Raw genomic sequence first — 25,389 nt, forward strand, 5'->3', positions numbered from 1 at the left:
GGCATAATTCGATGCATGACCGTTTTGCAGCGTTCCCTTGCCGACCTGGCCGCTCACCTTCGGAGTAAGCGCCATGAAACCCTTCAGACTTGGCGCAAGGCAGTCAAGGAGGACCGGATGCTGACAACGGCGCACTCGTTGCCACGTAGTCAGCTCGATGACCACATCCCCGGGCTGCTGGAAGCGTACGCGCTTCGGCTGGACCCCGGAGAATTGGTTCCCGAAGCAGCTGCCGCCGAGCAGAATGAGCAGGCCGTTGCCCATGGTTTGCACCGGTGGCAACAGGGATATGACCTGCTGGAGGTGTCTCGCGAACTCGGACGTCTCAACGAGGCCGTCGTCCTGCAGCTGGAGGAGTACGCACGGGCGCGGCCTGGGCTCGAGGCTGAGGTCATGGCCACGGCAAGATGGATTTGGGCAGAGATGAGTGGTGTGGAGTCGAGCAAGAGCATTGCGGAATACTTTCGACTGCGGCAAGTGGAAGCCGCCGGGCACATTCAGGACCTCGAGCAAGCCTTGGAAAACATTCGCGAACTGGAGCAAGAACGCGCAGATCTCTGGCACCAAGCAGCGCATGACCTGCGTGGCAACTTGGGCGTTGTGAGGACAGCCACTCAAATGCTGAGCAAGGTTGGACCCACCCAGCCCGTGCAGGAGCGATTTTTGCGCATTCTCGACCGCAATGTGGCCTCTATCCACCACCTGCTGGAGGACGTTACTGCCTTGGCCCGCTTGCAGGCGGGAAGGGAGACGCGCCGGGTATCCGAGGTCGACGTGGCGGCTTCATTGACTGCCCTCGTTGACGACCTGCAGGGGTACGCCGAGCAGCGGGGTCTTTTTCTCCGGCAGGAGGGACCGCCTTCGTTCATCGTCGAAGGCGACGCTGTCAAGATACGCCGCCTGGTGCAAAACCTCATGATCAATGCCGTCAAGTACACGGTGCGAGGCGGAGTCACGCTCAGCTGGGGTGACTGCGCGTCGGACGATGGGAAACGCTGGATGGTGTCGATACAGGATACTGGTCCGGGCTTTGCTGCCGGTCCCGGCGCCCCATTGGTCGGCGCTCTGGAGACGGCAACTGAATCAGCCGGACAAACGGGGGACGCAAACGAAGCGGGGGTTGCAGCAGACGCACAACCGTCGCCAGTGCCAGCAAGTACTGGAGCCGCACATCAAGAGCAAGGGGAAGGCATTGGCCTTTCAATCGTCAAACGGCTCGCTGAGTTGCTGGATGCGACCGTCGAGGTTGAGTCTAATGCGGCCGGAACGACATTCCGGGTTCTTTTGCCGCGCCGCTACGCGAGCTGACGACGAGGTTCTTGTGTCCTGTCCGCGGCGGCGCTTCTTGCATCGACCGGTTGAATCCATGGTCTGAAGCTGCACTAATAACGAAGTCCGCTTATAAGCCACGCTCAATAAAACGGCGCGCTCAACTTCTCCGTCACCATCACCCTCTGACTTGCCGGCCGCTCCAGCACCCTTTGCAGATACGGCCCCAGATGCGGCAAATCCCGCGCCTTGCGGCCGCTGAAGTTGCGGGTCCAGCGGCACAGCGTGAACACATACGGGTCCAGCGCAGAATAAGCTTCACCCGTGAACCACGGGCCGCCGCCATGGCGGGCCAGTTCTGCGTCGAGTTGGTCCAACATGCTGTCGATCTTGCTCTGCGCATGGGCCTTCACTTCGGCCACGCCGGCAGCGTTGCCCTCGTCCACCCAACGGTGCGGGTAAAAGTAGACAACCAGCGCGCTTTGCAAGGTGTTGGTCAGCCACATCAGCCATTTGTAGAAATGGGCGCGCTCTACCGTGCCCACGGCAGGGGCCAGGGCGGCGTGGGGATGCGTGTCGCACAGGTGCAGGCAGATCGCGGCGGTCTCGTACAGCACCAAGCCGTCGCCGTCGGTCAATGCGGGCAGAAGACCGTTGGGGTTGAGCTTCAGGTAGGCCGGTTCGCGGTGGGCGCCGGTGGTGTTGTCCACCAGGTGCAGCTGGAAGGGGATGCCCAGCTCTTCCAGCAGCATGTGCGGGATCATGCTGGCGGTGGCGGGGGCGTAGTGCAGTCGGATCATGGCGGTGGTGCTAGTCAATCAGGTGGGAGGATTGGGTACGGCGAAAGGCGGGCACCATTGTTCCACGCAATATTGCGCGCCACGTCTGGCGGGCCGGTGTAGTCCGCAGTGTCGGCGGCCCCAAAGTTTGCTATCAAAAACAGAGCTGCTTGCGCGCGCCTGGCGAGGGCTACAGCCCAGTTTGCCATAAGCTTTCGGCGCAACTGCATGGCATGCCCCCTGGTGTACCGTCAGCCCAGGTGCTGGGCAAAGAATGCCAGCGTGCGTTCGCGCGCCAGGTCTGCAGCGCCTTGGTTGTAAGAACCCCGCTGGTCGCAATTGAAGCCGTGTTGGGCAGCGTAGATATGGACCTGCACGCCGTCATTGGCATGCGCCTGCTGGAAAGCCACCGCGCCCTCAAGCGGAATGGAGTGGTCCTGGTCGCCAAAATGGGCTAGCACCGGGCAGCGGGGGGTGCGCGCCACCTCGGCGGCCGACGTCATGCCGCCACCGTAATAGGGCACGGCGGCGCTGATGCCGTCCAGCGTGCAGGCGGCGCGCCAGGTCAGCAACCCGCCCCAGCAGTAGCCGACCACGCCAACCCTGCCAAACTGCGTGCCGTACGCCACCGCCGCGGCTACCTCTTGCAGTACGCCCGGCGGCGGTAGTGCCTCGGCAGCGGCCTTGAGCGCGACGCCGGCCGTGATGTCGTCCTGCGTGTAGCCCAGCTGCACGCCGGGCTGCACCCGGTGGAAGGTGGCGGGTGCGATGGCCACGTAGCCCTGGGCGGCATATCCGTCCGCGATGCTGCGGATATGGGAATTGACGCCAAAGATCTCCTGCAGCACGACAACGGCGCCCTGGGGCTGGCCCGCAGGGTGTGCCACATAGGCGGGTGAGTTGAAACCGTCGGCGGCGGTGAGTTGCAAGCTGGATGTCATGGTGCGTTGTTACAAATCAAACCATTATGGTGTTATCGCGGATAAACTGGCTCCCAAAATGGGAATGCCAGCCCCAGCCAACGGAATACCCTTGCCATGCATGTACCCCGCTCCCTGTTGAACACGCTGCTGCTCTGCCTGGGCACGGTGGTGTTCGGCGCCACGGTGGCAAACGCCGCATGCTCCCGGGTGATCCAGGTGCCGGTGGCCCCCATAGGACAGAGCGTGCTGATAGAGGGCGATTCCATCAGCGGCATTTACCCCGACCTGCTGCGTGGGCTGTCCGACAAAGAGGGCTGCACGTTTGCGATGAGCGAAGTGCCCCGCGCGCGGCTGGAGGTGATGTTCGAAACCGGGCGGGCCGACCTGCTGATACCCGCCAGCAAGACACCCAAGCGCGATGCCGTGGGCACCTTTGTGGCACTGGTGCACAACCGGCCCACGCTGCTGTCCATCCAGTCCAACCGGACCACGATCAAGACGCTGCGCGAGCTGCAAGACAACACGTCACTCAAAGTAGCGCTGGTGCGGGGCTTTGACTACGGCCCGGCCTACCAGGAACTGGTTGCACAGTTGGGCAAGCAGGGCCGCCTGATTCTGGAGGTGGACGCGCTGTCCGTCGCGCGCCTGCTGAAGGCTGGCACGGCCGACGCGACCATCATGGCCTCGACGATTCTGGCAGGTGCCGTGCAGGGCGACGAGCGTGTGCGCGACCTGCAGGACAAATTGCGCGTAGAGCCTCTGGAAGAGCTGCCGTGGGGAGACAGCGGCGTCTATATCTCCAACACCGCACTCAGCCCACAGGACAAGGCTGCGCTGCAGGACGCGTTGGAGCGGGCAGCCCGATCCGGCGAGGTCTGGAAAGGCTTTCAGCGGTACTACACCCCTGCCATCCTCAAAGGCAGCATTCGTCCGCTGTAGCCCTGCCCTTGTCTCTCTCATGCAACCCATCGCCCTGATCACCGGCGGCTCCCGCGGCATAGGCGCGGCCACCGCGCTGCTGGCCGCGCAGCACGGCTATGCGGTCGCCGTCAACTACACCAACAATTCGCTGGCGGCCGACGAGGTGGTGCGCCAGATCCGCGCCGCGGGTGGTACGGCCATCACCGTGCAGGCCGACGTCGCGGTCGAATCCCAAGTCATGGCCATGTTCGACAAGGTCGATGCCAAGCTGGGGCCCTTGAGCAGCCTGGTCAACAACGCCGGCATTGTGGATGTGGCCAGCCGCGTGGACGGTATGGACTGGACCCGCCTGCAGCGCATGTTTGCGACCAATGTGTTGGGCTCTTTTGTCTGCGCCCGCGAGGCCGTCAAGCGCATGAGCACACGCCATGGTGGCGCTGGTGGCAGCATCGTCAACGTGTCCAGCGCGGCGGCCCGCCTGGGCGGCGCTGGCCAATATGTGGATTACGCGGCCAGCAAGGGTGCCATCGATACGTTCACAGTGGGTCTGGCGAAAGAAGTGGCGCTGGAAGGCATCCGCGTCAATGGCGTGCGGCCCGGCATCATTGACACCGACATCCACGCCAGCGGCGGCCAGCCCGACCGGGCCCGGCAGCTGGCGCCCCAGGTGCCGATGCAGCGCGCCGGCACCGCCCACGAGGTGGCGCAGGCCATCGTCTGGCTGATGGGCGAGGCGTCCAGCTACACGACGGGCACGCTGGTCGATGTGGCCGGCGGGCGCTAGGCACACAACACCACCCGGAGAACCCATGGACTACAAGCCCCTCATCACGCTGCTGGCGATCGTGAACCCGCTGGCCATCGTGCCGTTCTTCATCCATTACACGCAAGGCTTTTCGCGTGAGCAGCGGCGGCGCACGATCCTGGTCTCATCATTCAGCGCGTTTGTTGTCATTTCCATCAGCGCGTTGGCAGGCTTGAATATTCTGGATTTCTTCGGCATCTCACTGGCCAGCTTCCAGGTGGGCGGTGGCATGCTGCTACTGACATCCGCCTTGAACATGCTGAACGCGCAGCCGGCCGAGGCCAAGACCAACACGCACGAGATGGAGGACGGTGCAGAGAAGGCGGCCCGCGGTGCCAGCATCGCCGTTGTGCCGCTGACCATTCCGCTGCTGACCGGCCCGGCAACCATGTCCACGGTGGTGATTTATGCTGAGAAGGCCAAGACCTTTTTGCAACTGGGCACGCTGGTGGGCTATGGCGTCGTCATTGCGCTGGCCACCGCGCTGTGCTTCACGCTGGCCGAGCCGATAGCGCGCGTATTGGGCAAGACCGGCATCAACGTGATGACGCGGCTGATGGGTTTGATTCTGGCGGCGCTGGCCGTGGAAGTGATGTCAGACGGGCTGGTCAAACTCTTCCCAAGCCTGGGGCACCACTGAACCGCAGCCGGGCAGCCTTACGGGGTATCCAGCGGAAAGCGGGTGCAGCCCAGCTTGGTCGAAATGTCGCGGCTGGCATCGGTCAGCATGGCCACCACTTCGCCCTCGCGCGCAGGGTCGTAGCGGAAGGTCGGGAACGAAATACTCAGGCCGGCAATGGGGCGGTTCAGCCGGTCAAAGATGGGCACGCCCAGGCAGCGGATGTGGTCGTCGAACTCTTCGCGGTCTTCACCAAAACCTTGCGCTTTGACGCGCTCCAGCTCCTGCGCAAAAGCGGCGGGCTCCACAATGGTCTTGTCGCGGTACTTGGTGAACTCGGCACCTTGCAGAATCAGCGCGCGGCGGTCCGGGTGCTCCCAAGCCATCAGCACCTTGCCAATGGCGGTGCAGTGCAAGGGTGCACGCCGCCCTACCTTGGAGTACATGCCCAACATGTGGCGCGAATCGACCTTGTGCACATAAATGATCTCGCTGTCGATCAGCGTGCCCATGTGCACCGTCTCGCCGGTCTTGTCGGCCAGCATCTGCATGTGGTGCTTGCCCAGGTCAACCAGTTCGGGGTATTGCAAGGCCTTGGTGCCCAGTTCAAACACTTTCATCGTCAGGCCGTACCGCTCACTATCCGACTCCTGTCGCACGTAGCCCAGCGTCATCATGGTTTGCAGAAATCGGTAAACAGTGGCTTTGGGCATGGCCAAGCGCATCGACAGATCGGAGATGCCGGTTTCGCTGCGCTCAGCCAACGCCTGGAGCAAGCCAAAGGTCTTCAGCACAGCCGCCACGGACTCGGGCTGCTTGGAGTCTAGGGAGTCATCATCCATTTGTTTTGGTTTCTCTGAAAACACGTTTCAAATTGTATTGTGACCCATTTGTAAGTGCCATGCCGCGTCATTTCAGCAGCAGATGCGGCAGCCACATTGAAAACGCTGGTACATAGGTCACCAGCATCAGCGCCGCAATCAGCCCACCGTAAAAGGGCCAAATCGTCTTCATGACCTCGCCGACCGAAATCCCGCCTATCGTGCAACCCACAAACTGGGTGGTGCCTACCGGCGGTGTGTTCAGGCCCAACGCGCAGTTGATCAGGATGACGATGCCAAACTGCTCGGTGCTCATGCCCATTTGCTGGCAGATCGGCAAGAAGATGGGTGTGCAGATCAGGATGGTGGCTGCCATGTCCAGAAAAGTGCCCAGCACAAACAGGATGATGTTGACCCACAAGAAGATGACCCAGGGCTTGGTGCTGACGCTGGCCAGCAACTGGCCGGTCAGCTCCGCCACGCCGTACAGGCCGATCAGGTAACCGAACATGGAGCTGATACCGATCAGCAGCAGCACCGAGCCGGTGGCCTTGACCGCCTTGGCAGCGGCCTTGAGGAACTGCTCACGCGTCAGGCGCTTGTAGACCAGCGCCGCCAGAAACAGCGCCCAGACCACCGCAACCGAGGCTGATTCGGTGGCGGTGAACGCACCCGACAGAATGCCGACGATGATGATGACGACGACCAGCAAGCCCGGCAGTGACTGCAGGAATGAGCGCCACACGACGGCCCAACCGGGGAAAGTACCAGCAGGGTAGCCGCGCTTGACGGCCACCGCATAGGCCGCAACCAGGTTGCAGATGGTCAGCAGGATCGCCGGCACAATGCCGGCCAGGATCAGCGCCGCAATACTGACCTTGCCGCTGGCCGCCAGCGTGAAGATGATCAGGTTGTGGCTGGTGGGCATCAGCGCCCCCACCAGAGACGCATGGGTGGTGACGTTGACCGCGTAGTCGGCGTCGTAGCCCTCCTTCTTCATTTGCGGAATCAGCACCGCACCCATGGCCGACACGTCCGCGACCGGTGAGCCCGACACGCCGCCAAACAGCGTGCAGGCCAACACATTGCTCATACCCAGGCCACCGCGCACATGGCCGGCTAGCGACTTGGCAAAGTCCACGATCCGGTCAGCAATGCCACCGTACATCATGATCTCGCCTGCAAAGATAAAGAATGGAATGGCCAGGAACGAGAACGGGCTCATGCCCGAAATCATTTGCTGGAAGCCCACGGCCAGCGGCATGCCCTCATACAGCAAGGTAGCCAAAGAAGACAAGCCGATGGAGAACGCCACCGGCACGCCCAGCAGCAACAGCAGCGTGAAACTCACGCACAAAATAGTCAGTGCCATGCGGGCTCCACGTCTTCATGGCGCAGCAGCGCGATGATATGTTCGAGAGAAAACAGCGAAATCAACACGCCCGCCCCGGCCGGTGGCAGGTACTTGAAGGCTTCCGATATGCCCAGTGTGGGTATCTTGTAGTCCCACACGCTGGCGGCCAGCACGCCGCAGTTGTAGGCCATGACCAGCCCGAAGGCCAGTACCAGCGCCTGGATCAGCAGCTCCATCTTCAGGCGCACAGCCTCTGGCGCGAGGACCAGCAGCGATTCCAGGCCGATGTGGCCCGCGTCGCGCACACCCACGGCCATGCCCAGCATGGTCACGTACAGCACCAGCAGCACGGCCCCGCTCTCCGCCCAGGTGGGTGTGTCGTTGAACACGTAGCGCCCCACCACCTGGTAGAGCACGGCCACGACCAGCAGCACCAGGCCGAACACGCCCAGTTGCAGACAACGCCGCGCCAGCGCGGCGCAAAAGCGGGTGTACATCGCTGTGCGCCTTACTTGACAGCGTTGATGCGCTTGACCATGTCCTGCAGCTTGGGGTCTTTCAGGAATTTGTCATACACCGGCTTCATGGCCGCCTGGAAGCTGGCCTTGTCCACATCCACAATCTGCACGCCCGCGGCCTTGACGATGGCCAGGGATTTTTCCTCGCGCTCGTCCCACAGCTTGCGCATATAGGTGACGGACTCCTTGGCCGCGGCGCGGATCTGTTTTTGCTCGTCGCTGGAGAGCGTGTCCCACACCTTCTTGGAGAACAGCAGAATCTCGGGTGCCAGCGAGTGCTCGGTCTTGTTGAAGTAGCGGGCCACTTCAAAATGGCGCGAGCTTTCATAGCTGGGGTAGTTGTTCTCCGCAGCGTCGACCAAGCCGGTCTTCAGCGCGGTGTATACCTCGCCAAAGGGCATGGGGGTCGCATTGGCGCCCATGGCCTCCAACAGCGACACCCACAGATCACTCTGTTGCACGCGTACCTTCAGGCCCTTGGCGTCAGCCAGGGTTTTGATGGGTTTCTTGACCGTGTAGATCGAACGCGCGCCGGAGTCATAAAAGGCCAGACCAATGAAGCCCTGTGCTTCGCAGTCTTTCAGGATCTCATCGCCGATCGGGCCGTCCAGCACTTTGCGCATGTGCTCGGTGGAGCGGAACAGGAAAGGCATGGTCGGCACCATGGTTGCAGCGCAGATGTTGTTCATCGGCGCCGCGTTGACGCGTGTCATTGCAATGGCGCCCAGCTTGGTCTGCTCGATCGTGTCCTTCTCGATGCCGAGCGCCGATTTGGAAAACACCTTGATGCTGTGCTTGCCACCGGTAGCCTTGCTCAGCTCCTCACCCATGTGGCGAACGGCCAGTACGGTGGGGTAGTCATCCGGGTGGATATCCGCAGAGCGGAACTCCGTGGCCTGTACGGCGGTTGCTGTGGCCAGCAGGGATACGGCCGCGGCGATCAGGGCGCGGTGTGCGCGAAAACATGTTGTCATCGTCTAGTCTCCTTCTTGTGGTGGGTACGGAATATGGGTAAACGGTGGCTAGGGCAATGCCCTGTAGGTGAAGTGGCTGAACCGTACAAAGCCATTGCCGGCGGCGTAGAGGGCCGGGCGCAGGCTCATGAAGCCATAGGCCACGTTGTGGTGGTAGCCGCTGACTTCCATCTGGGTGCCGAACTTTTGCCAGCTGCGCCCCTTGTCGATGGATGTATGGATGCTGACAACGTGGCGGTTGTTGGTAAGGCGCATGCGCAGCGTGTTGGCCATGCCCTGCGGCTTGGCGGTCTTGCGCTGGTCCATGCCATAGCGGTGCAGTACCAAATTCTGCCGGTTGACGCCCAGGCCTGCGTAGAGCTTGTCGTTGTAGAACAGCAGCATGCCGGCCTGTGCTTCGTCGTCGAAATCCATGTCCACCTCGACCACATAAGCCTGGTCGCCAGCCACAAAGCTCATGGGCGAACTGTTGGCAGGCGAATCACCCTGCGCCCGCAGTTCCAGATGGCCAGGCTTGAAACGGACCCGCTGCATGGCATTCGCTCCACCGCGGAAGAAGCTCCACTGAAGGCCAAACCTGTCGGTCGCAAAATCATCGGAGAGTTGCTGCCCATGCACCACGGCGTGGCCACCACCGGGCTTGGGTAGCGGTGCACCGTCATCCACGTCCCGCGCCTTGAACCAGCCATCCGGCGTCCACTCCACTGCGCTCAGCAGCGTCTGGCGGCCCAGTGTGTAAAAGCCGTTCTCGTAGCCGTGGTACAGCATGTACCAGTCTCGGTGGTTGGGGCCTTCGACCAATGTTGCGTGCCCCTTGGACCACCACTTCTCGGCCGTCGAGCGGGTTCGCAAGATGGGGTTGTACGGCGAGTTCTCCCATGGCCCGTGGATGGACTTGGACCGTGCCGACACGACCATGTGCCCAGTGGGTGGCCCAGCTGTCCCGCCCAAAGCCAGCGTCATGTAGAAGTATTCGCCCCGGCGCAGCATCTTGGGGCCTTCTTGCGAATAGCTCTCTACATCCCAGTCCTCGGGGTATTTCCAGCCATCGTAGACATGGGTCACGGGGCCAACGGTGCGCAGCCCGTCGTCAGACAGCTGCACCCGGTCCCCGTGTGACAGGAACAGATAGCGGTGTCCGTCCTCGCCGACGATATGGCCGGGGTCTATGCGGTCATTGTTCAGCGCAACAGGCGCCGACCACGGTCCGCGGATGTCGCGCGCGTGAACCACGTAGATATTGTTGTTGCCAAGCTGTTTGACCGGTATGTAGACGTAATAGCGGTCACCATGCTTGGTGAGCTCGGGCGCCCACACGCTGCCCACATACTCAGTCAGCGCCGAGGCTATCGGTGCCCAGTTGACGAGGTCACGCGAATGCCAGATGGTGACGCCGGGCGTAGCTTCGAAGGAGGAGAACGTCATGTAGTAATCGTCGCCCTCCTTCAGGATGCTGGGGTCTGGGTGGTCGCCCGCCACCACGGGATTCAGGTAGCGGCCGTCGCCCAGGTCGGCCTTGCGTTGCCCCTCCACGCCCTGTGCCCAGGTCTGGCACGGCCGTAGGTAGGCGTTGCCGGGGTTCTGCGCACAGTCTGCCGCGCCGGCTTGCGCCGACACCATACCTGCCCCCAACACCAGCGCGCAACGCAACAAGGGGCCCATGGTCTAGCGGCGCACCGCGGCGGATAGTGAGGCCCAACCGGCTGTCGGGCTCATATCGGCAAGGTTCCAATCCGCATCGACAAAGGGGCGACGGGTTGGCGGGTAGCGTGGGTAGCCCATCGCGTTGTCGACTTCGGAGTCGATGATCAGACCCCGCCCTTCCGCCACATCGGACAGGAGTTTGAAGTCAATAGGGTCGCGATCCCAGGGTCGCGCTCCGGCGGCCAGCGGCAATTCGCGCTCCAAGTCCTTCGCGGCATACAGCTTGGTGCCCGCAAGCAGGTAGGGCTTGTCCACACCCAGGATGCGCGCCTGGCCGGCTGTGTAGACGCCGGTTTGTGCCACAGAGCGCCCGACGTCATCGACGGCAATATTGTCTTGCAGGAAGAGTTCCACATCGCCATGCCCGCCCAGCGCGAACAGCGGTGTGTTGGCCTTGGTGTCGGGTCCGTGGCGGAACACATTGCCCACCAGGCTGACCTTGCCAGTCAAGTATTCATGCCCCGCCCACTCGTGGGCCACCAGGTTGTAGTGCACCGCTTTCGCGCCGGGGTTGAAGATCAGGTTGTTGACCATGGCTGCCTGCACACCGCCCTTGAACAACGCGTTGCGTTCGCGGTTGGATGCGTAAATGTTTCCAAACAGCAGGATCCCGGTGGCGTTATCGTGTATCAGGCTACCCTTGGAGTGCTCACCCTTTTCGTGCACCGAGTTGGCCAGCCCTTCATAGATCAGGTTGTAGCTGTAGGTTATGGCGTGCGAAGTGTTGCGCCGCCACTCCACAGGGTCAGCACCATTGAAACGGGGGCCGCTGACGGACAAGTTTTCATCAGTCGCCCACGATAGCGAACAGTGGTCAACGATGACATGGTGGGCGGCGCCCCGGGTTGAAATGCCGTCCTGGTCGTGGCCGCTGCGCTTGGCACGGCCAAACTCGCCAGGACGGAACATCATGTGCTGGATGATGACGTCATGGGTTGCAATATTGGTCTCTGACTTGACCACGGTGATGCCAGGCTTGGGTGCCGTCTGCCCGGCAACGGTGAGGTAGGGGTGTTTGATCGTGACGTTTTCACCACCCATGTCGATGACACCGCCGACCTCGAACACGACGATGCGGGGGCCCTCGGCCTCCAGCGCCTCCCGCAGTGAGCCAGCACCCGACGCGTTCAGATGGGTAACACGGATGATGCGACCGCCACGCCCCCCCAGGGTGCCATCCGCCCAACCCTGGGTGTCATAGGTATAGGCGTTCATGGGGGTCTGGGCAGATGCGATGCATCCCGCCAGGCCCATCACAAGCGCCAGGGCGCGGCGCACCAGATGTTTCATGCAGTCACTCCTTGATCCAACATGGCCCGACGTATACCGACTGCCCGTAGCGTTGCATGCGCCGCCACGAGCGCATCGGGCAGACCCGCAATGCTTTCCACGGCGTTATCGAGCAGGTCCGATGGCGCATCCACCCCCTGCCGCGCCGCGGCCAGGGCCAACACCAGGCGTGGCGGCAAGTGCCCGGTCGACGTTCTGAAGCTTTGGACTTGGGGCAACAAACGCGTGATGCACTTGCTCGCCATATTCAAGGCAATCGCCTGCAGCTGGTGCTGGATGTGCGGGTTGCGAAACCGCAGCAGCACGTCTTGTGCATAGGCCTGCAAGTCGTTTTGGTTCAATGGCAGCGCAGGCAGTATCTCTTCACTGAGGGTGGCCTCCAGAAACCCGGCGATATCCGGGTCCAGCATGGCCTCGCCCACTGTGCGAACGCCTGCCAGCAGGCCTACCGCAGCGAGCACGGTGTGCGCGCCGTTGAGGATGGCGACCTTGCGCAGGCGGATAGGAGCCAAGTCATATACCCACTGCACATTCAAGCCCGCACGCTGCAACGGCAGCTCCTGTGCCACCCAGGGCGGCGCCTCGATCGCCCAGTAGTGGTACCGCTCACCGGTGACCAGAAAGTCGTCCTGGTAGCCCAGCGCAGCTTGCAGCTGTGCAATCTCTTCCGTCGGGTAACCAGTGACGATGCGGTCTACCAATGTGGAGCAAAAGTGGCACGACTGCGCCAGCCAAGTATGAAAGTCTGGTGGGAGCTGCCACAGCGTCGCGTAGTGCAGTACCGCATCGCGCAGGGCCGGGCCGTTGGCTTCGATCAGCTCGCACGGCAGCAGCACCATGCCCTTGGAAACATCACCTGCAAAGTGCATAAAGCGTTCGTGCAGCCACCGCGTCAGCTTGGCGGGGAAGGTACTGGGCGGCCGGTCGGCATAGCCATCGCTACCGTTAACGGCAATGCCCGCCTCGGTGGTGTTGGATACAAAGAACCGCAGATCAGGGTTACGGGCCAAGGCCAGGTAGTCCGCAAAGTGGACACGCAGATCCAACTCGCGCTGCACGCAGCTGATCTTGCGGACCTCGGTTTGCAGCGCGCCACCCGCGTCGAGGCCGCGCAGCACTGTGGTGTAGCAGCCGTCTTGCGTGTCGAGCAGCGGCGCTGCCGATCGGGATGTTGGCCGAACAATCACCACACCAAAGTCAAGGCCACAACGCTCGTTGAGAACATCCAGCTGCCAATCGACAAAGCCGCGCAGAAAATTGCCCTGCCCGAACTGCAGCACGCGGATGGGCAAGCTGAAAGGCACGTCGCGCCGAAGCTGCCGCAGTGAAGGGGACAGGCTCATAGCGAGATGTCACGCCGCCAGAAGATGAAGTCGTGCTGACCTAGGCGGTCCGCTTGGGTTTCCTGTCGGCCGGATGCGATGGCGATGATGTGCTCCAACAACCCGTCTGCCAATATTTGGGGATCGGCGCCCTGCAGAATGCTGCCGCAGTCGAAGTCGATCAACTCGGGCAATCGCGTGGCCAGTTCAGTGTTGCTGGACATCTTGACGACTGGTGCAATGGGGTTACCAGTGGGCGTGCCCAAGCCAGTGGTGAACAACACCACGTTCGCGCCGGCGGACACCAGCGCGGTCACAGACTCCACATCGTTGCCCGGGGTGCACAACAGCGACAAGCCTGGCTTCTGTGCAACCTCGCCATAGTCCAGCACGGCCACAATGGGCGAGCTGCCGCCTTTGCGGGCTGCCCCTGCGGACTTCATCGCATCGGTGATCAGGCCATCACGGATATTGCCCGGGCTGGGGTTGTCGGCAAACGTGGTGCCCACGGCTTGGGCGCGGGTTTCGAAGTCGTGCATCAAGTCGGCAAAACGCTGCCGGTCAGCCGCGTGCACACAGCGTGCCATCAAGCTGGATTCGACGCCGCACAACTCGGGAAATTCCGACAGAATGGACCCACCACCCAGCGCCACCAGACGATCCGACACCAGACCCAGCACGGGATTGGCGGTGATGCCCGAGAACCCATCGGATCCTCCGCACTTGACCCCTATGCGCAGGTGCGACAACGGTACCGGCTGGCGGACCACCTCGTTGGCGATAGCCAGCTGCTTCAGCGTGTCCTGCACCACGGCCTTCATCATGGCCGCTTCGCCGCCCTGCCACTCTTGCTGTTCATAGACCAGGCAGGGTTTGTCAAAATTCGGGTTCTTATCGGCCAGCGCGGCCTTGAACATATCCACCTGTGCATTCTGGCAACCCAGGCTGAACACGGTCACGCCGGCCACATTGGGGTGGTCGGCGTAGGCGGCCAGAATGCGGCACAGCGACCGGGCATCGGCACGTGTACCGCCACAACCGCCTTGGTGCGTGATGATGCGCACCCCGTCCACATTGGGGAAGGGTCTGCTTGTGGCGGTTGCATGGCCTGTCGCTCCGCCCAATAGGGATCGCGTGAAGTCCGCCAGATCCTCTTCCTGGCCATAGCCCAGGGGGCGGACCAGCGCATCGCGCAGTTGCTCCACATTGCGGTTCTCGCAAAAAACCAGTGGGAAGATCAGCCAGTGGTTGGCGGTGCCAACCCGCCCGTCCTTGCGTACGACGCCCTGGAAGGTGGCCTGCTGCCAGCGGGCAACGTCGGGAGCGGTCCACGCGGGTGCTTTTGCATCTGCGTCAACGTGCAGCGGTGGTGCATAGTGCTCCAGGTTGTCGGTCGTGACGGCGCAACCGGCACCTATGGGCTGCGTGGCCTTACCCACCGGAGTGCCATACAGGCGCAGGATGTCGCCCGGTGCACAGCCGTGCCGCGCGAGTTTGTGCTTGCGCTGGACCGGCGTGTGGATCTGCAGCGGCTGACCACCCCACTCCACGGTTTCACCCGGCTGCAGGTCCACCAAGGCCACCAACATATCGTCGTCCGGGTGGATACACAGTACCTTGCCTTGGCTCGTCGTCATAGCGCGAAGTAGCGTTTGGCGTTGTCGTAGCAGACACCGCGCACAATGGTTTCCAGCGCATCGCGGTCGTGGGGGTATTCGCCGTCGTGGACCCAGCGCCCCAACTGGCGGCACAGCAGGCGGCGGAAATAGTCGTGGCGCGGGTAGGACGCAAAGCTGCGCGAATCGGTAACCATGCCGACAAAGGTGCCCAGCACACCGTGGTTGGCCAGCGCGCGCAGTTGACGCAGGTTGCCGTCCTTGTGGTCGTTGAACCACCAGGCTGGGCCCATTTGCACTTTGCCCGCCACGCTGCCATCCTGGAAGCAGCCTATCAAGGCCGCCAGCATTTCGTTCATGGCCGGGTTCAGGCAAAACAGCATGGTCTTGGGCAGCAGGCCGTCGGCATCCAGCGCGTCCAGCAGGCTCGCGATACCACGGCTATGGCCAGTATCCGAAATGGCGTCATAGCCCGTGTCAGGCCCCAGCATCTGCATGCCGCGCTGGCTGTTGTTGCGCTGAGCCCCGATGTGCAGGCACATGGCCCACTGGTGGCGTGCATAAATGGCGCCCAGGTCCTGCAGCAAGCCGCGCTGGAAGGCAGCCTGTTCGGCCTCGCTGAGCAGGGCTCCCGACAAGCGTTTGGCTAGCAAGGCCTCACATGCATCGACGGACACCGCATCACAGCTGATGGGCAAGTCAATGGCGTGGTCCGAGATACGGGCACCGCGCGCATGGAAGTAGGCGACACGTTCGGCCAACGCAGCGACCAGGTCGCCATAGTGCGCAATGCGGGTACCGGTGACCGTACTCAACGTCACCAGATAGTCGGCAAAGCCCGGTAGGTTGATGCGCATCGCGGCATCCGGGCGAAAGGCAGGCAACACGCGGGTCGACAAGCCCGAGCGCGCAATCTCCTCGTGCTGCGCCAAGTCGTCCACCGGGTCATCGGTCGTGCACGCCACCTCCACCTTGGCCTGCTCCAGCAGCGTCCAGCAGTTCATACTGGCCAGACGCGTGTTGGCTTGATCCCAGATGCGCGGTGCATTGGCTGCATTGATGGTCAGCGTGATGCCAAAGATGCGCTGCAACTCCAGATGGCACCAGTGGTAGATAGGGTTGCCTGCGGCCAGCGGCAGCACGCCGCAGAACGCAAGGAACTTGGCCTCGTCACTCTGCGTGCCAGTCACGAAGTCTTCCGATACACCAGCGCTGCGCATCAGGCGCCATTTGTAGTGGTCACCCGCCAGCCACAACTCCGTGATGTTGCGGAACCGTTTCTTGGCTGCGATCTCACCCTGCTGCAAGTGCGAGTGGTAGTCGATGATGGGCAGGTCTGCTGCGACCTCACGGTAGAGCTGTTGCGCGACTTCCGTGTCGAGCAGGAAATGGCTGTCCATGAAATTGTGCATCGTCAATCTGCCTTTAGACGCCCGGCGCCGGCGCCGGCTCGGACCCGCGAAGGCACGTCCGACGCGTTATCCATCGCAAGAGAAAGGCTGGGTGTCCAACCCGCCTCGGTTACCCAGTTCATACCGGGATAGGACGTTCGCAGTGCAGCCAACAAATCCACCGCCAAACCATTGTGGGTGGACCCGTTGTCGACGAAGCGATTGCCCTTGAGGACACGCAGCAACTGGGGGGAGCGCACAGTGGGTGGTGTCACCCAGGCGTTGCGTTCGCTGTAGATTCGTGACTGGTGGCCAATCCCCAATGAATAGCCGTATGGGTAAGGGCCATCGGTGGCGCTTTCAAACAGGTTGTTGTACACATGGACTTCGCCATAACGCACGCGGGGTGTGCGTTCCTTGATACGTTCGTACCAGTTGTGGTGGAACGTGACCTTGAGCTTGCCTTCGTCCAGGGTCTGCCCGTCACTGCTGCCCACCAGCGTAGTCTTGTCATGGTCGTGAAAATGGTTCCACGAGACCGTGACCCAGTTGGACTGCTGTGTGATGTCCAGCAGGCCATCGTGGTGCTGCACCTGGCGGCCGAGCATCACAGGCTCGGTGTCGTCCGTACGCGGCCCGTCATCGAAACTGCAATGGTCGACCCACACATGCGTCGCACCCCGCAACGTGATGTTGTCGTACTCCGAATTCCATTCACCGTGCGCGTTGTCCTTGGGGTCCCAGGCCGGGAAATAATCGTATGCGTCCGAGAAGTGGATGTTGCGGATGATGATGTTGTCTACCTTGTCCAGGAACAGCGTGCCATTGACGATGGCAGCGTCCGGACCGACACCAATGACCGTGGTGTTGGACGGCACATTCACGACCACCTGACGGGCCTGGTTCCGCGCGGAGCGCTTGCGCGCCTCTTCCTGCGGACCGGCGGGCGCCTTGGTGCCCCAGGCGGCCGGATCGTAGGTAGCGAGGAAGGCCTTGGGATCGAACACGGCGTCGCGATAGTCCTCAAAGCCCAGTACACGGCCGCTGTCATTGATACTGAGGTCGATACGCCCCGCTACACGCACCACACGCGGTTGCACACCGGGGGCCAGCGCGGCCACCAGTTCCGCACGGTTGCGCGCCGTGTAGATGTGCTGCGCGCTTGCGGAGGCGCCGCCTTGCGTGCCGCCTTGTGCAGCAGCCCAACCGTCCTGGGCGGCCAAGGTTTCGCGGCTTGCGTCGGCCACCTGCTGGTTGTGCCATTCCCACATGCGGTTGGCCTGCTCGCCGGATGCACTGAAGGGCCTGCGCGATGTGGACGCGGCCCATGGAGCCAGATGGGCGCCGAGCATGCTGTCGCGCACCACCGCCTGGCCATTGGGGGATGTGGTTTGTTGCCACGCACCCTTGGCAATGCCCTGGTCCCAGGCACGCCCCAGTGAAACCGAACCGGGGCGAAGCCCGGCCTCGCTGATCAAGCGGCTGTTGTGGACCAGAATGCCCAGCGAGGTCTGCGGTGCCGTGCTGGGCGCCAGCACGTGGCCGCCCTCTCCCGCCGCCCGGCGACCCGCGCGGCTGAGTATAGTGCTGTCGTCGATGACCAGGGTGCCGGCACCAAAGATGAAGTCCACGTCCCCTGCGATCAGGCTGCGGTGCACATAAACCCGATCCCCGGTATTGCCTGGTACGGCACGCACATACAAAGTGTCCTGGTGCCCTTCCAGTCGCACATCTTCGAGGTGAATGCGATCGCCTTGGGTCATCAGCGCCACGGCCTGCGCACCGCCGGCTTCTGCGGCGCCGGGGGGGTATCCCACACCCCCGCGCACGCCGTTCATCGCGTCGTTTTCCACCGTCAGGTGGGCCAGTTGCACGTCGTTGCTGAAAATGGCCAAGGTCGCACTACTGAAGGTGCCGTAGGCCGGCGCATCCAACGCTGGCAGGCAAGGGTTTCCGGCATCCACTCCGGGGCGTTTGCCCTCGCCCGCGTACCGTGACGCGACCACACGCACGTCAGACGGCTTGCTGCCCAGCCCCATCAGCGTCACCGGTGCCTTGCCGTGCAGGCACACCTGGCCGCGGTAGATGCCGGGGGCGAGGCCAATTACCACGCGCCGTGCACCAGCACTGGCCACTGGCACGGCATCCAACGCCGTCTGCAAACTGCCGTGGGTTCCACTGCCGTCCGAAGTGACATAGAAATCAGGTCGCGTGGCGCGCACGGCGGAGAGATCCGCTGGTGCCCACGGCGACGGACCTTGCGCAAGATACGTGGCCGCGGTGTAGGTCGCTGCCGCGTCGGACGCCAGTTGCGGCCGCGCGGCGTCCTGTGCAAACACGGTCAACGACAGGCAGGCTACCAAGCCTATGCAAAGCCTCATGCTGCGCCAACGTCGGCCAGGTACAAGGCGGGTTCACCCTGCGCATCAGAGCTGAACAAGATCTGCTGCTCGTCGGGCGTGAACGAAGGGTGCGGGTGGGTGACTTGCCGGCTCTTCTTGTAGACGCCCCACGAAGAGTCGTGGTGGGCAATGGCCCGCACGGTGCCTGTTTTCAGGTCGAACACATGCAGGAATGGGTCCGTCACGATGTCGTGGCTGCCCGAGTCGGCAACATCAGCAGGTGATCCACATCCATCACCCACCAGCAGGCTGCCATCAAAGTTGCTCATCAGATGCGAGCACGGGGGCATGGACATCAGGCGTTTGTCTTCCAGCGTCACCGGATCGAGCTGACAGATCCAGCGGTCGCGCTGGTCCTTCAGGTATGACACATAGATCATCGATGAGCCGTCGGGCACCCAGAACTCATGGGTGCAGCTCTCGCCGGTTTGGTGCACTTTTCCGCAACGCAGGTTGCTGCCGTCTTCGTTGATGAACCACATACGGGCATCCACCAGGTCATGGGGGCCCTCGTGGCAGAAGGCCACGGTGTCGTCATGGAAAGGCTGGTACTGGGGGTGGCCCAGCCAGCCATGTTTTTCCAGGATCACGTCGCGCTGACCCGTTGCCAAGTCAATGCGGATCAGGCGGCAACGTGGCTTGGCGTGGTACATGTCGTGGAACTTCTTCCAGTCGCTCAAGGGGAACCAGTCATCCGCATGGATCTCGATGCCAACCATCTTGGTGCAGGCGCTGTTGGAGACCCAAGTGCCATAGCCGACCCAGCCCTGCGGCACGGTGTAGACCACCTCTTCGCACAGGTCCGACAGTGCCAACCGGATCAGCTGGCGTTCGGCGCGCACGAAATACAGGTGCTGGTCATCGGGCGACAGAAAACCGCCAAAGGTGTTTTCACCGCGCTGATCGGTCAGCTGCGTGGACACCTGGCTTTGCAGGTCCAGCAAGTGGTAGTTCCACGCGTTACCCGGTCCAAATTCACCCCCAAATATCAATTTGGAACCATCGTTGGTGAAACACTTCTGGTAGAAGTAGTTGCGGTGGCAGGTGACGTCCAGCGGTGTCAACCGCGTCACGCGAGCACCGGTGTCGGGGTCGTTGTGTGTTTCGAAACTCAGCTGGCGTTGTGTAGATTTGCTCATGGTGTTTACTTGATGCGTTTCAACAGGGCATTGCCCTCTTCGACCAGGCGGCGTGCGGCCTCCTGGTCCGTGGTTTTGTTGTAGGCCACGGTCTCAAACACTTCGCGCATGAACTTGTGCAGGCGGGCGTGTTCGAACAGCGGTGCCGGTACAGGCACGCGCCCGGCCTCGCGCTGCTTCTTGATCTGCTCGTGGGCAGCCAACTCCATGGCCGGCAGCTTGTTGGTCTGCACCAGCACATCCAACTGGCTGCGCGCCGCCGGTACACCCCGCGTCTTGCCCAGGATGCGGGCGGCCTGCGGATCGGTCAGCAAAAAGTTGACGAAGCGTGCCGCCAGCTCGGGTTGCTTGCAGTTGCGCCCGACCGCCAACATGACAGTGGGCCGACCAAACATGCCGCTGACACTGGCCCCTGGCAGCGTCGGGAAGCTGCCCAGCACCAGCTTCTGCTGCGGTTTCAACGTGGCTGCGCGCAACGGGATCGCAGAGTCCCACGTGAAATTTCCCGCCCAGTTGCCGACCACCCAGTCCTGTTGCTGTTCGGTTGGCTTTTCCGCGCCGCCCAAACTGGCGCGCAGTGGCAGGGGCGTGGCCACATGCTCCGTGATCAGTCGTTTGTAGGTCTGCACCCATTCCAGTGCTGCGGCCGGGCTCATGGCCACGCGCGGCTCCACGGGGTCTACATACGGGGTTCCATATTTCTGCTGCACGTAAGCCTGGGCCAGCAAAATCATGTCGTACAGCTCACCATCCAGCGGATAGGCGTTTTCGCCCAGCCTGGCCTTGAATGCAGGGCCTGCTGCAAACAACTCATCCCAGGTCGTCGGCAGCGCCACACCGGCGCGGTCAAACGCGGCCTTGTTCCACAGAAAGACGCGCGCCGTATAGGCGGTGGGCAGGGCGTTCAGCTTGCCGGCTACACGCCCGGCGTTCAGGTCTTCGGGGCTGAACTGGTCCAGCGCCAAGACGTTGCGGTAAGGGTCCAGATCGGTAAAACCATTGCCGCGCTTGGAGAACATGGCCAGCCACGCCCAGTTGATCTGCATCACATCGGGTTCAGACCCACCGGCGATCTGGGTCGTCAGGCGCTCCAGGTAACCATTGAAGCCCATGTATTCGGCCTTGATCTTCAGGCCGGGGTTCTGCTGCTCAAACAGCGCGATGGCCTTCAGCGTAGCCTCGTGGCGCCCCGCACCGCCCCACCAGGCAAACCGCAACACGGTGGGTTTGGCAACTTGCGCGTGCGCCAGCAAGGGGCTGAACGCCAGAGCGGTGAAATGTCGACGGTGCAGCATGGTGCCTACGTCAGCAGGGTCAGGCCACTGTCGGCGTCAAACAGGTGGCAGCGCTGCATCTGCAGGTGGAATGCGTGCGCAGCGCCCCGGGTCTTGTGCTGCAAGCCATGCAGCTCATCAGCCGGCACGCGGGCACTCATCGTAAGCTCACCCACGTTGAAGTGAACGAAAACTTCGCTGCCCATATGCTCCGTGAAGCGCAGTATTCCCTGCACCGGCACACTGTCGCCCTGCGCGCGCGGCGCGGCCGATACATGCTCAGGGCGCAAGCCGAACTTCACGGCGCCAATGCGGCCAGCCAGTGGTTCACTCTTGCCGACCGGCAGGGCCAGTACCTGCCCACCCAGCGCGATGCCTGCACCGCCGCCATGCGACACCAATTGGGCTTCGACGATGTTCATCTCGGGCGAACCAATGAAGCTGGCCACAAAGGCATTGGCAGGGTGGTCGTACAGCGCAGTGGGGGTGTCTACCTGCTGAATCACACCATCCTTCAGGACACAAATGCGCTCCCCCATGGTCATGGCTTCCACCTGGTCATGGGTCACATAGACCACGGTGGCCGGCTGGCCGGACTCGCGCAGCGTGCGGTGCAGTTCTGTCAAGCGCACCCGCATGGCGGCACGCAGCTTGGCGTCCAGATTGGACAGCGGTTCGTCAAACAGAAACACCTCGGGCTTCTTGACGATCGCGCGGCCTACAGCCACGCGCTGGGCCTGACCCCCACTGAGCTGCTTGGGGTAGCGCTCCAGCAAATGCTCCATCTCCAGCAGACCTGCCGCATGGCGCACACGCTGCTCGACCTCGGCCTTGGGTGTTCTGGCCAATTTGAGTCCGAATGCAAGGTTGTCGTACACCGTCATGTGCGGGTACAGCGCATAGTTCTGGAACACCATCGCAATGCCACGTTGCTTTGGTGCCAGCGTATTCACCAGCTTGTCGCCAATGAAGAGTTCTCCCCCAGTGATGGTTTCCAACCCTGCAACCATGCGTAGCAGCGTGCTCTTGGCACAGCCGGACGGGCCCACGAAAACCATGAACTCGCCATCACGCACTTCCAAGTCCACACCATGCACGGCCTTGAAGCCATTGGGATAGACCTTCTCAATTTTCCTGAGGCTTAAACGTGCCACTGATTTGTCTCCGTTCTTATCCTTTGACACCACTGGATGTGGCGCCCTCGATAAAGTGTTTTTGTGCGGCAAAGAACACGGCAACCGAAGGAATTAGCGCCACGACCGATATGGCAATCACATTGGCCCACTCCACCTCTTCGGTCGCACCAATGCTCATCTTCAAGGCTAGCGAGACAGGGTATTTCTCTACCGACGCCAAATAGATCAATGGCCCCATGAAGTCGTTCATGGTCCAGATGAACTGGAACACAATGACCGATACGATGGCGGGTTTGAGCAGCGGCACGATGATGTGCCACAGCAATTGCAAAGCGTTGCAGCCATCAATCTGCGCGGCCTCTTCCATGTCGCGCGGAATGCCCTTCAAGAACTGCACCAGCATGAAGATAAAGAACGTGTCCGTCGCGAAGGCGGAAGGAACAATCAACGGCAAATAGGAGTCAAGCCAACCCAGCTCACGGAACACCAGGTACTGCGGCAAGCGCAACACAATCAGTGGCAGCATCATGGTGCCCACCATGACCGAGAACAATATCTTCTTACCCCAGAACTCGAAGCGCGCAAAGGCATAGGCCACCAGCACACACGAGATGACGGTCACAATGATGCGCGGTATTGTGATCAGAAAGCTGTTCAGGAAGTAGGTTGCAAACGTGTACTCCGTGCCGGTCTTCCAGCCCTTGGCGTAGGCGCTGAAGTCAAACCGCTGCGGCCAGAAACCCACTTCGGTGAAGATTTCGCTATTGCTCTTGAAGGATGCGCCTACCAGCCAGACCAGCGGGTACAGCATCACCAGTGCAACCACCCCCAAGGCCAGATAACGCAGCCACGGCCTGCCCACGCCGCCGCCACTCGCGCCGTGAAGTTCGCCTCCGCTCATTTGCGCTGCTCCTTTTCACCGGCGTAGAACACCCAGTATTTGGAACTCCAAAAACTGATGGCGCTTAAACCGCCCACCAGCGCAAACAGCACCCAGGACAACGCCGCGCCATAGCCCAGGTTGAAGAAGCGGAAGCTCTGGTCGTAGATATACAGGGCTAGCACGTAGGTTGAGCTCAGCGGTCCGCCCTCTGTGATCATGTAGGGGCCGTTGAACTCCTGGAAGGCATGCACCATCTGCATGATCAGGTTGAAGAAGATCACCGGCGTAATGAGCGGCACGGTAATGCTCCAGAACTGCTGGAGTTTGCTGGCTCCATCACACTCGGCCGCCTCGTACAGCGACACCGGCACGTTTTGCAAGGCTGCCAGAAAAATCACCATGGCTGAGCCAAACTGCCAGGTGAACAGCAGCACGATGGTCCACATGGAGTAGTGCTCGTCGGCCAGCCAGGCGATAGGCTCCAGGCCGGCCTGCACCATGATCAGGTTGACAAGGCCGTTCTTTGCGAAAATGAAGCGCCACAGCACGGCAACCGCAATCGAGCCGCCGAGGATGGAAGGTAAATAGAAGGCCGCCCGGAAAAAGTTAATGCCCCGCAGCTTGAAGTTCAGCACATGCGCAATGAGCAGCGCAAAGCCCACGCGCAGAGGAACGGCCAACACCGCAAACAGCAGTGTTACGCCTAATGATTTGCGGAACAGCGGGTCGGCTGTCGCCAGCTCCCGATAGTTGTCCAGTCCCACAAATTGCGGCGGATCGATCAGGTCATATTGTGTGAAGCTCAGCGCAAAGCTCATCACGAAAGGGAACAGCTTGAACAGCAGCACGCCCAGCACAAAGGGCAGCACAAACAGAAAGCCCAGGCGCTTGTTCTCATACATCGTGGCGTTCTCCGCTTGGGCTTCTGTTGTGGTCTAACGCGCCAGCCAGCCGCCGTCCACCGCCAGCGTATAGCCGTTGACATAGTCCGACGCTTTGGACGCCAAAAATACCACCGGCCCGGCCAAGTCACTGGGCAGGCCCCAGCGCGCGGCAGGGATGCGCTCGAGGATAGCCGCATTGCGTGCAGCGTCCGCGCGCAGCGCCGTCGTGTTGTCTGTGGCCATATACCCCGGCGCGATGGCATTCACATTGACCCCGTGTGCCGCCCATTCATTGGCCATCGCACGGGTGACGCCCATGACGCCGCTTTTAGAGGCTGTATAGGAAGGCACGCGCACCCCGCCCTGGAACGACAGCATGGAGGCTACATTGATGATCTTTCCTCCCGTGCCTTGCTTGATGAACTGCTTAACGGCAGCCTGGGCCAGGAAAAAGGTGGTCTTGAGGTTCAGGTTGACCACATCGTCCCAGTCTTTTTCGCTGAAGTCTATGGCGTCGTTGCGCCGGATGATGCCGGCGTTGTTGACAAGAATGTGGATCTTGCCGGCATGCTCCAGGGCTTGCCGAACCACGTCTTCCAGGCAACTCGCATCCGACAGATTGGCCCGTATGTCCCAGAAGCGGCGTCCTGTGGCTTCGATCGCGACGCGCGTGTCCGCCGGATCGCTGAGGTTGACACCCACGATGTCGGCACCCGCTTGTGCAAGCGCCAAGGCCATTCCCTGGCCCAGACCGGTATTGCAGCCCGTCACAACGGCTACTTGGCCGTGCAGTTGAAAGTTTTCGAAAGTCATATCTGCGGTTCCGTATTGGGTGGCAATGGCCGGGTCTCTTTTTAAAGACTAACCGACTTCTACTATTTAATGAAATGCTGGTTTCTACTTATTGAACCGATGTTTCATTTTTAATTATTGGTGATATAGTACCACCGAAACATAGTTCCACAAAACCTGTTCCGGCAATTTTTAGAACGCTGGAATGCCCGCAGCAAGGCCACGTATGCACTTCTATATCAATGAAACAGCTCCCTGGGTTGAACTGGGTGACGGCATACGCCGCAAGATCGTCGGCCATACACCGCAGCTGATGTCGGTGTTGGTGCAATTTGACAAAGGCGCGATCGGCACCCCCCACGCTCACGATGTGCACGACCAGATCGCCTACGTGGTGTGCGGCGTCTTCGAAGCCGAAGTCAATGGCCACAAACAGGTTTTGCGGGCGGGTGATGCCTTTGTCGCCCCGCACAACCACACGCATGGCGTCGTTGCCCTGGAAGACAAGAGCACGCTGCTCGACCAATTTTCACCCTGCCGCGAAGACTACCTGGCTACCTGAGCGCAGGGCCA

The 25,389-nt window shown here is 61.7% G+C and carries 23 protein-coding genes; 5 read left to right on the forward strand and 18 right to left on the reverse strand.

Annotation, left to right across the window (positions count from 1 at the left end; translation table 11 throughout):
* The first annotated feature begins 15 nt into the window (after positions 1 to 15).
* A complete protein-coding gene (locus AC097P_RS02530) occupies positions 16 to 1,308 on the forward strand; it encodes a sensor histidine kinase (protein WP_479608781.1) in 1,293 nt (430 codons plus the stop codon).
* A gap of 104 nt (positions 1,309 to 1,412) precedes the next feature.
* Here the strand turns inward: AC097P_RS02530 and AC097P_RS02535 are convergent, their stop codons facing one another.
* Both AC097P_RS02535 and AC097P_RS02540 read right to left on the reverse strand, forming a co-directional pair.
* Positions 1,413 to 2,069 (reverse strand): glutathione S-transferase family protein, encoded by a 657-nt coding sequence (locus tag AC097P_RS02535; protein WP_479608782.1) that lies wholly within the window; start codon positions 2,067 to 2,069, stop codon positions 1,413 to 1,415.
* 230 nt (positions 2,070 to 2,299) lie between these two features.
* Entirely contained in the window at positions 2,300 to 2,989 is a 690-nt protein-coding gene (locus AC097P_RS02540) for a dienelactone hydrolase family protein (RefSeq protein WP_479608783.1), read from the reverse strand.
* Between the two features lie 96 nt (positions 2,990 to 3,085).
* Here AC097P_RS02540 and AC097P_RS02545 point away from each other — a divergent pair, with 96 nt between their 5' ends.
* From AC097P_RS02545 to AC097P_RS02555, 3 genes are read left to right on the forward strand one after another with little or no spacing between them, the layout of a single operon-like run.
* Positions 3,086 to 3,910 carry a substrate-binding periplasmic protein gene (locus AC097P_RS02545; protein WP_479608784.1) on the forward strand — a complete coding sequence of 275 codons (825 nt, stop codon included), beginning with the start codon at positions 3,086 to 3,088 and terminating at the stop codon, positions 3,908 to 3,910.
* 19 nt (positions 3,911 to 3,929) lie between these two features.
* Positions 3,930 to 4,676 carry an SDR family oxidoreductase gene (locus AC097P_RS02550; protein WP_479608785.1) on the forward strand — a complete coding sequence of 249 codons (747 nt, stop codon included), beginning with the start codon at positions 3,930 to 3,932 and terminating at the stop codon, positions 4,674 to 4,676.
* Positions 4,677 to 4,701: 25 nt separating this feature from the next.
* On the forward strand, positions 4,702 to 5,337 hold the full coding sequence (locus AC097P_RS02555) for a MarC family protein (protein WP_479608786.1): 636 nt from the start codon (positions 4,702 to 4,704) through the stop codon (positions 5,335 to 5,337).
* Positions 5,338 to 5,354: 17 nt separating this feature from the next.
* Here AC097P_RS02555 and kdgR read toward each other — a convergent pair whose 3' ends face one another.
* From kdgR to kduD, 16 genes are all read right to left on the reverse strand, one after another.
* Positions 5,355 to 6,158, reverse strand: coding sequence for a DNA-binding transcriptional regulator KdgR (kdgR, locus tag AC097P_RS02560; protein ID WP_479608787.1), 804 nt, complete (start codon positions 6,156 to 6,158; stop codon positions 5,355 to 5,357).
* 67 nt (positions 6,159 to 6,225) lie between these two features.
* The gene (locus AC097P_RS02565) at positions 6,226 to 7,509 is read right to left on the reverse strand and encodes a TRAP transporter large permease (protein ID WP_479608788.1); all 1,284 of its coding nucleotides are present in this window, start codon (positions 7,507 to 7,509) and stop codon (positions 6,226 to 6,228) included.
* Positions 7,500 to 7,988: a TRAP transporter small permease gene (locus AC097P_RS02570; protein ID WP_479608789.1), complete on the reverse strand. Its 489-nt coding sequence runs from the start codon at positions 7,986 to 7,988 to the stop codon at positions 7,500 to 7,502. Before AC097P_RS02570 ends, AC097P_RS02565 begins: the two co-directional genes overlap by 10 nt.
* Before the next feature lie 11 nt (positions 7,989 to 7,999).
* A complete protein-coding gene (locus AC097P_RS02575; RefSeq protein ID WP_479608790.1) occupies positions 8,000 to 8,983 on the reverse strand; it encodes a TRAP transporter substrate-binding protein in 984 nt (327 codons plus the stop codon).
* A gap of 48 nt (positions 8,984 to 9,031) precedes the next feature.
* The gene (locus AC097P_RS02580; protein WP_479608791.1) at positions 9,032 to 10,645 is read right to left on the reverse strand and encodes a family 43 glycosylhydrolase; all 1,614 of its coding nucleotides are present in this window, start codon (positions 10,643 to 10,645) and stop codon (positions 9,032 to 9,034) included.
* A gap of 3 nt (positions 10,646 to 10,648) precedes the next feature.
* Positions 10,649 to 11,977, reverse strand: coding sequence for a pectate lyase family protein (locus AC097P_RS02585; RefSeq protein ID WP_479608792.1), 1,329 nt, complete (start codon positions 11,975 to 11,977; stop codon positions 10,649 to 10,651).
* Positions 11,974 to 13,320: a tagaturonate reductase gene (locus tag AC097P_RS02590; protein ID WP_479608793.1), complete on the reverse strand. Its 1,347-nt coding sequence runs from the start codon at positions 13,318 to 13,320 to the stop codon at positions 11,974 to 11,976. The genes AC097P_RS02585 and AC097P_RS02590 overlap by 4 nt, the downstream gene beginning before the upstream one ends.
* Entirely contained in the window at positions 13,317 to 14,936 is a 1,620-nt protein-coding gene (locus AC097P_RS02595) for a UxaA family hydrolase (RefSeq protein WP_479608794.1), read from the reverse strand. Before AC097P_RS02595 ends, AC097P_RS02590 begins: the two co-directional genes overlap by 4 nt.
* Positions 14,933 to 16,327: a glucuronate isomerase gene (gene uxaC / locus AC097P_RS02600; RefSeq protein WP_479608795.1), complete on the reverse strand. Its 1,395-nt coding sequence runs from the start codon at positions 16,325 to 16,327 to the stop codon at positions 14,933 to 14,935. Before uxaC ends, AC097P_RS02595 begins: the two co-directional genes overlap by 4 nt.
* Before the next feature lie 2 nt (positions 16,328 to 16,329).
* Complete coding sequence (locus AC097P_RS02605; RefSeq protein WP_479608796.1) at positions 16,330 to 18,687, reverse strand: pectinesterase family protein; 2,358 nt, start codon at positions 18,685 to 18,687, stop codon at positions 16,330 to 16,332.
* Positions 18,684 to 19,847 (reverse strand): oligogalacturonate lyase family protein, encoded by a 1,164-nt coding sequence (locus AC097P_RS02610; protein WP_479608797.1) that lies wholly within the window; start codon positions 19,845 to 19,847, stop codon positions 18,684 to 18,686. The genes AC097P_RS02605 and AC097P_RS02610 overlap by 4 nt, the downstream gene beginning before the upstream one ends.
* 5 nt (positions 19,848 to 19,852) lie before the next feature.
* A complete protein-coding gene (locus AC097P_RS02615) occupies positions 19,853 to 21,142 on the reverse strand; it encodes an ABC transporter substrate-binding protein (protein ID WP_479608798.1) in 1,290 nt (429 codons plus the stop codon).
* Positions 21,143 to 21,147: 5 nt separating this feature from the next.
* Positions 21,148 to 22,275 carry an ABC transporter ATP-binding protein gene (locus AC097P_RS02620; protein WP_479608799.1) on the reverse strand — a complete coding sequence of 376 codons (1,128 nt, stop codon included), beginning with the start codon at positions 22,273 to 22,275 and terminating at the stop codon, positions 21,148 to 21,150.
* A 16-nt stretch (positions 22,276 to 22,291) separates the two neighbouring features.
* Positions 22,292 to 23,158 carry a carbohydrate ABC transporter permease gene (locus AC097P_RS02625; RefSeq protein ID WP_479608800.1) on the reverse strand — a complete coding sequence of 289 codons (867 nt, stop codon included), beginning with the start codon at positions 23,156 to 23,158 and terminating at the stop codon, positions 22,292 to 22,294.
* Positions 23,155 to 24,042 (reverse strand): carbohydrate ABC transporter permease, encoded by an 888-nt coding sequence (locus AC097P_RS02630; RefSeq protein ID WP_479608801.1) that lies wholly within the window; start codon positions 24,040 to 24,042, stop codon positions 23,155 to 23,157. Before AC097P_RS02630 ends, AC097P_RS02625 begins: the two co-directional genes overlap by 4 nt.
* Positions 24,043 to 24,075: 33 nt before the next feature.
* Positions 24,076 to 24,837 (reverse strand): 2-dehydro-3-deoxy-D-gluconate 5-dehydrogenase KduD, encoded by a 762-nt coding sequence (kduD, locus tag AC097P_RS02635; protein WP_479608802.1) that lies wholly within the window; start codon positions 24,835 to 24,837, stop codon positions 24,076 to 24,078.
* 205 nt (positions 24,838 to 25,042) lie between these two features.
* Between kduD and AC097P_RS02640 the strand changes: the two genes are divergently transcribed.
* Positions 25,043 to 25,378: a cupin domain-containing protein gene (locus AC097P_RS02640; protein WP_479608803.1), complete on the forward strand. Its 336-nt coding sequence runs from the start codon at positions 25,043 to 25,045 to the stop codon at positions 25,376 to 25,378.
* Positions 25,379 to 25,389 lie beyond the last annotated feature (11 nt).

It is taken from the genome of Rhodoferax sp. ZS1R8, assembly GCF_056521325.1.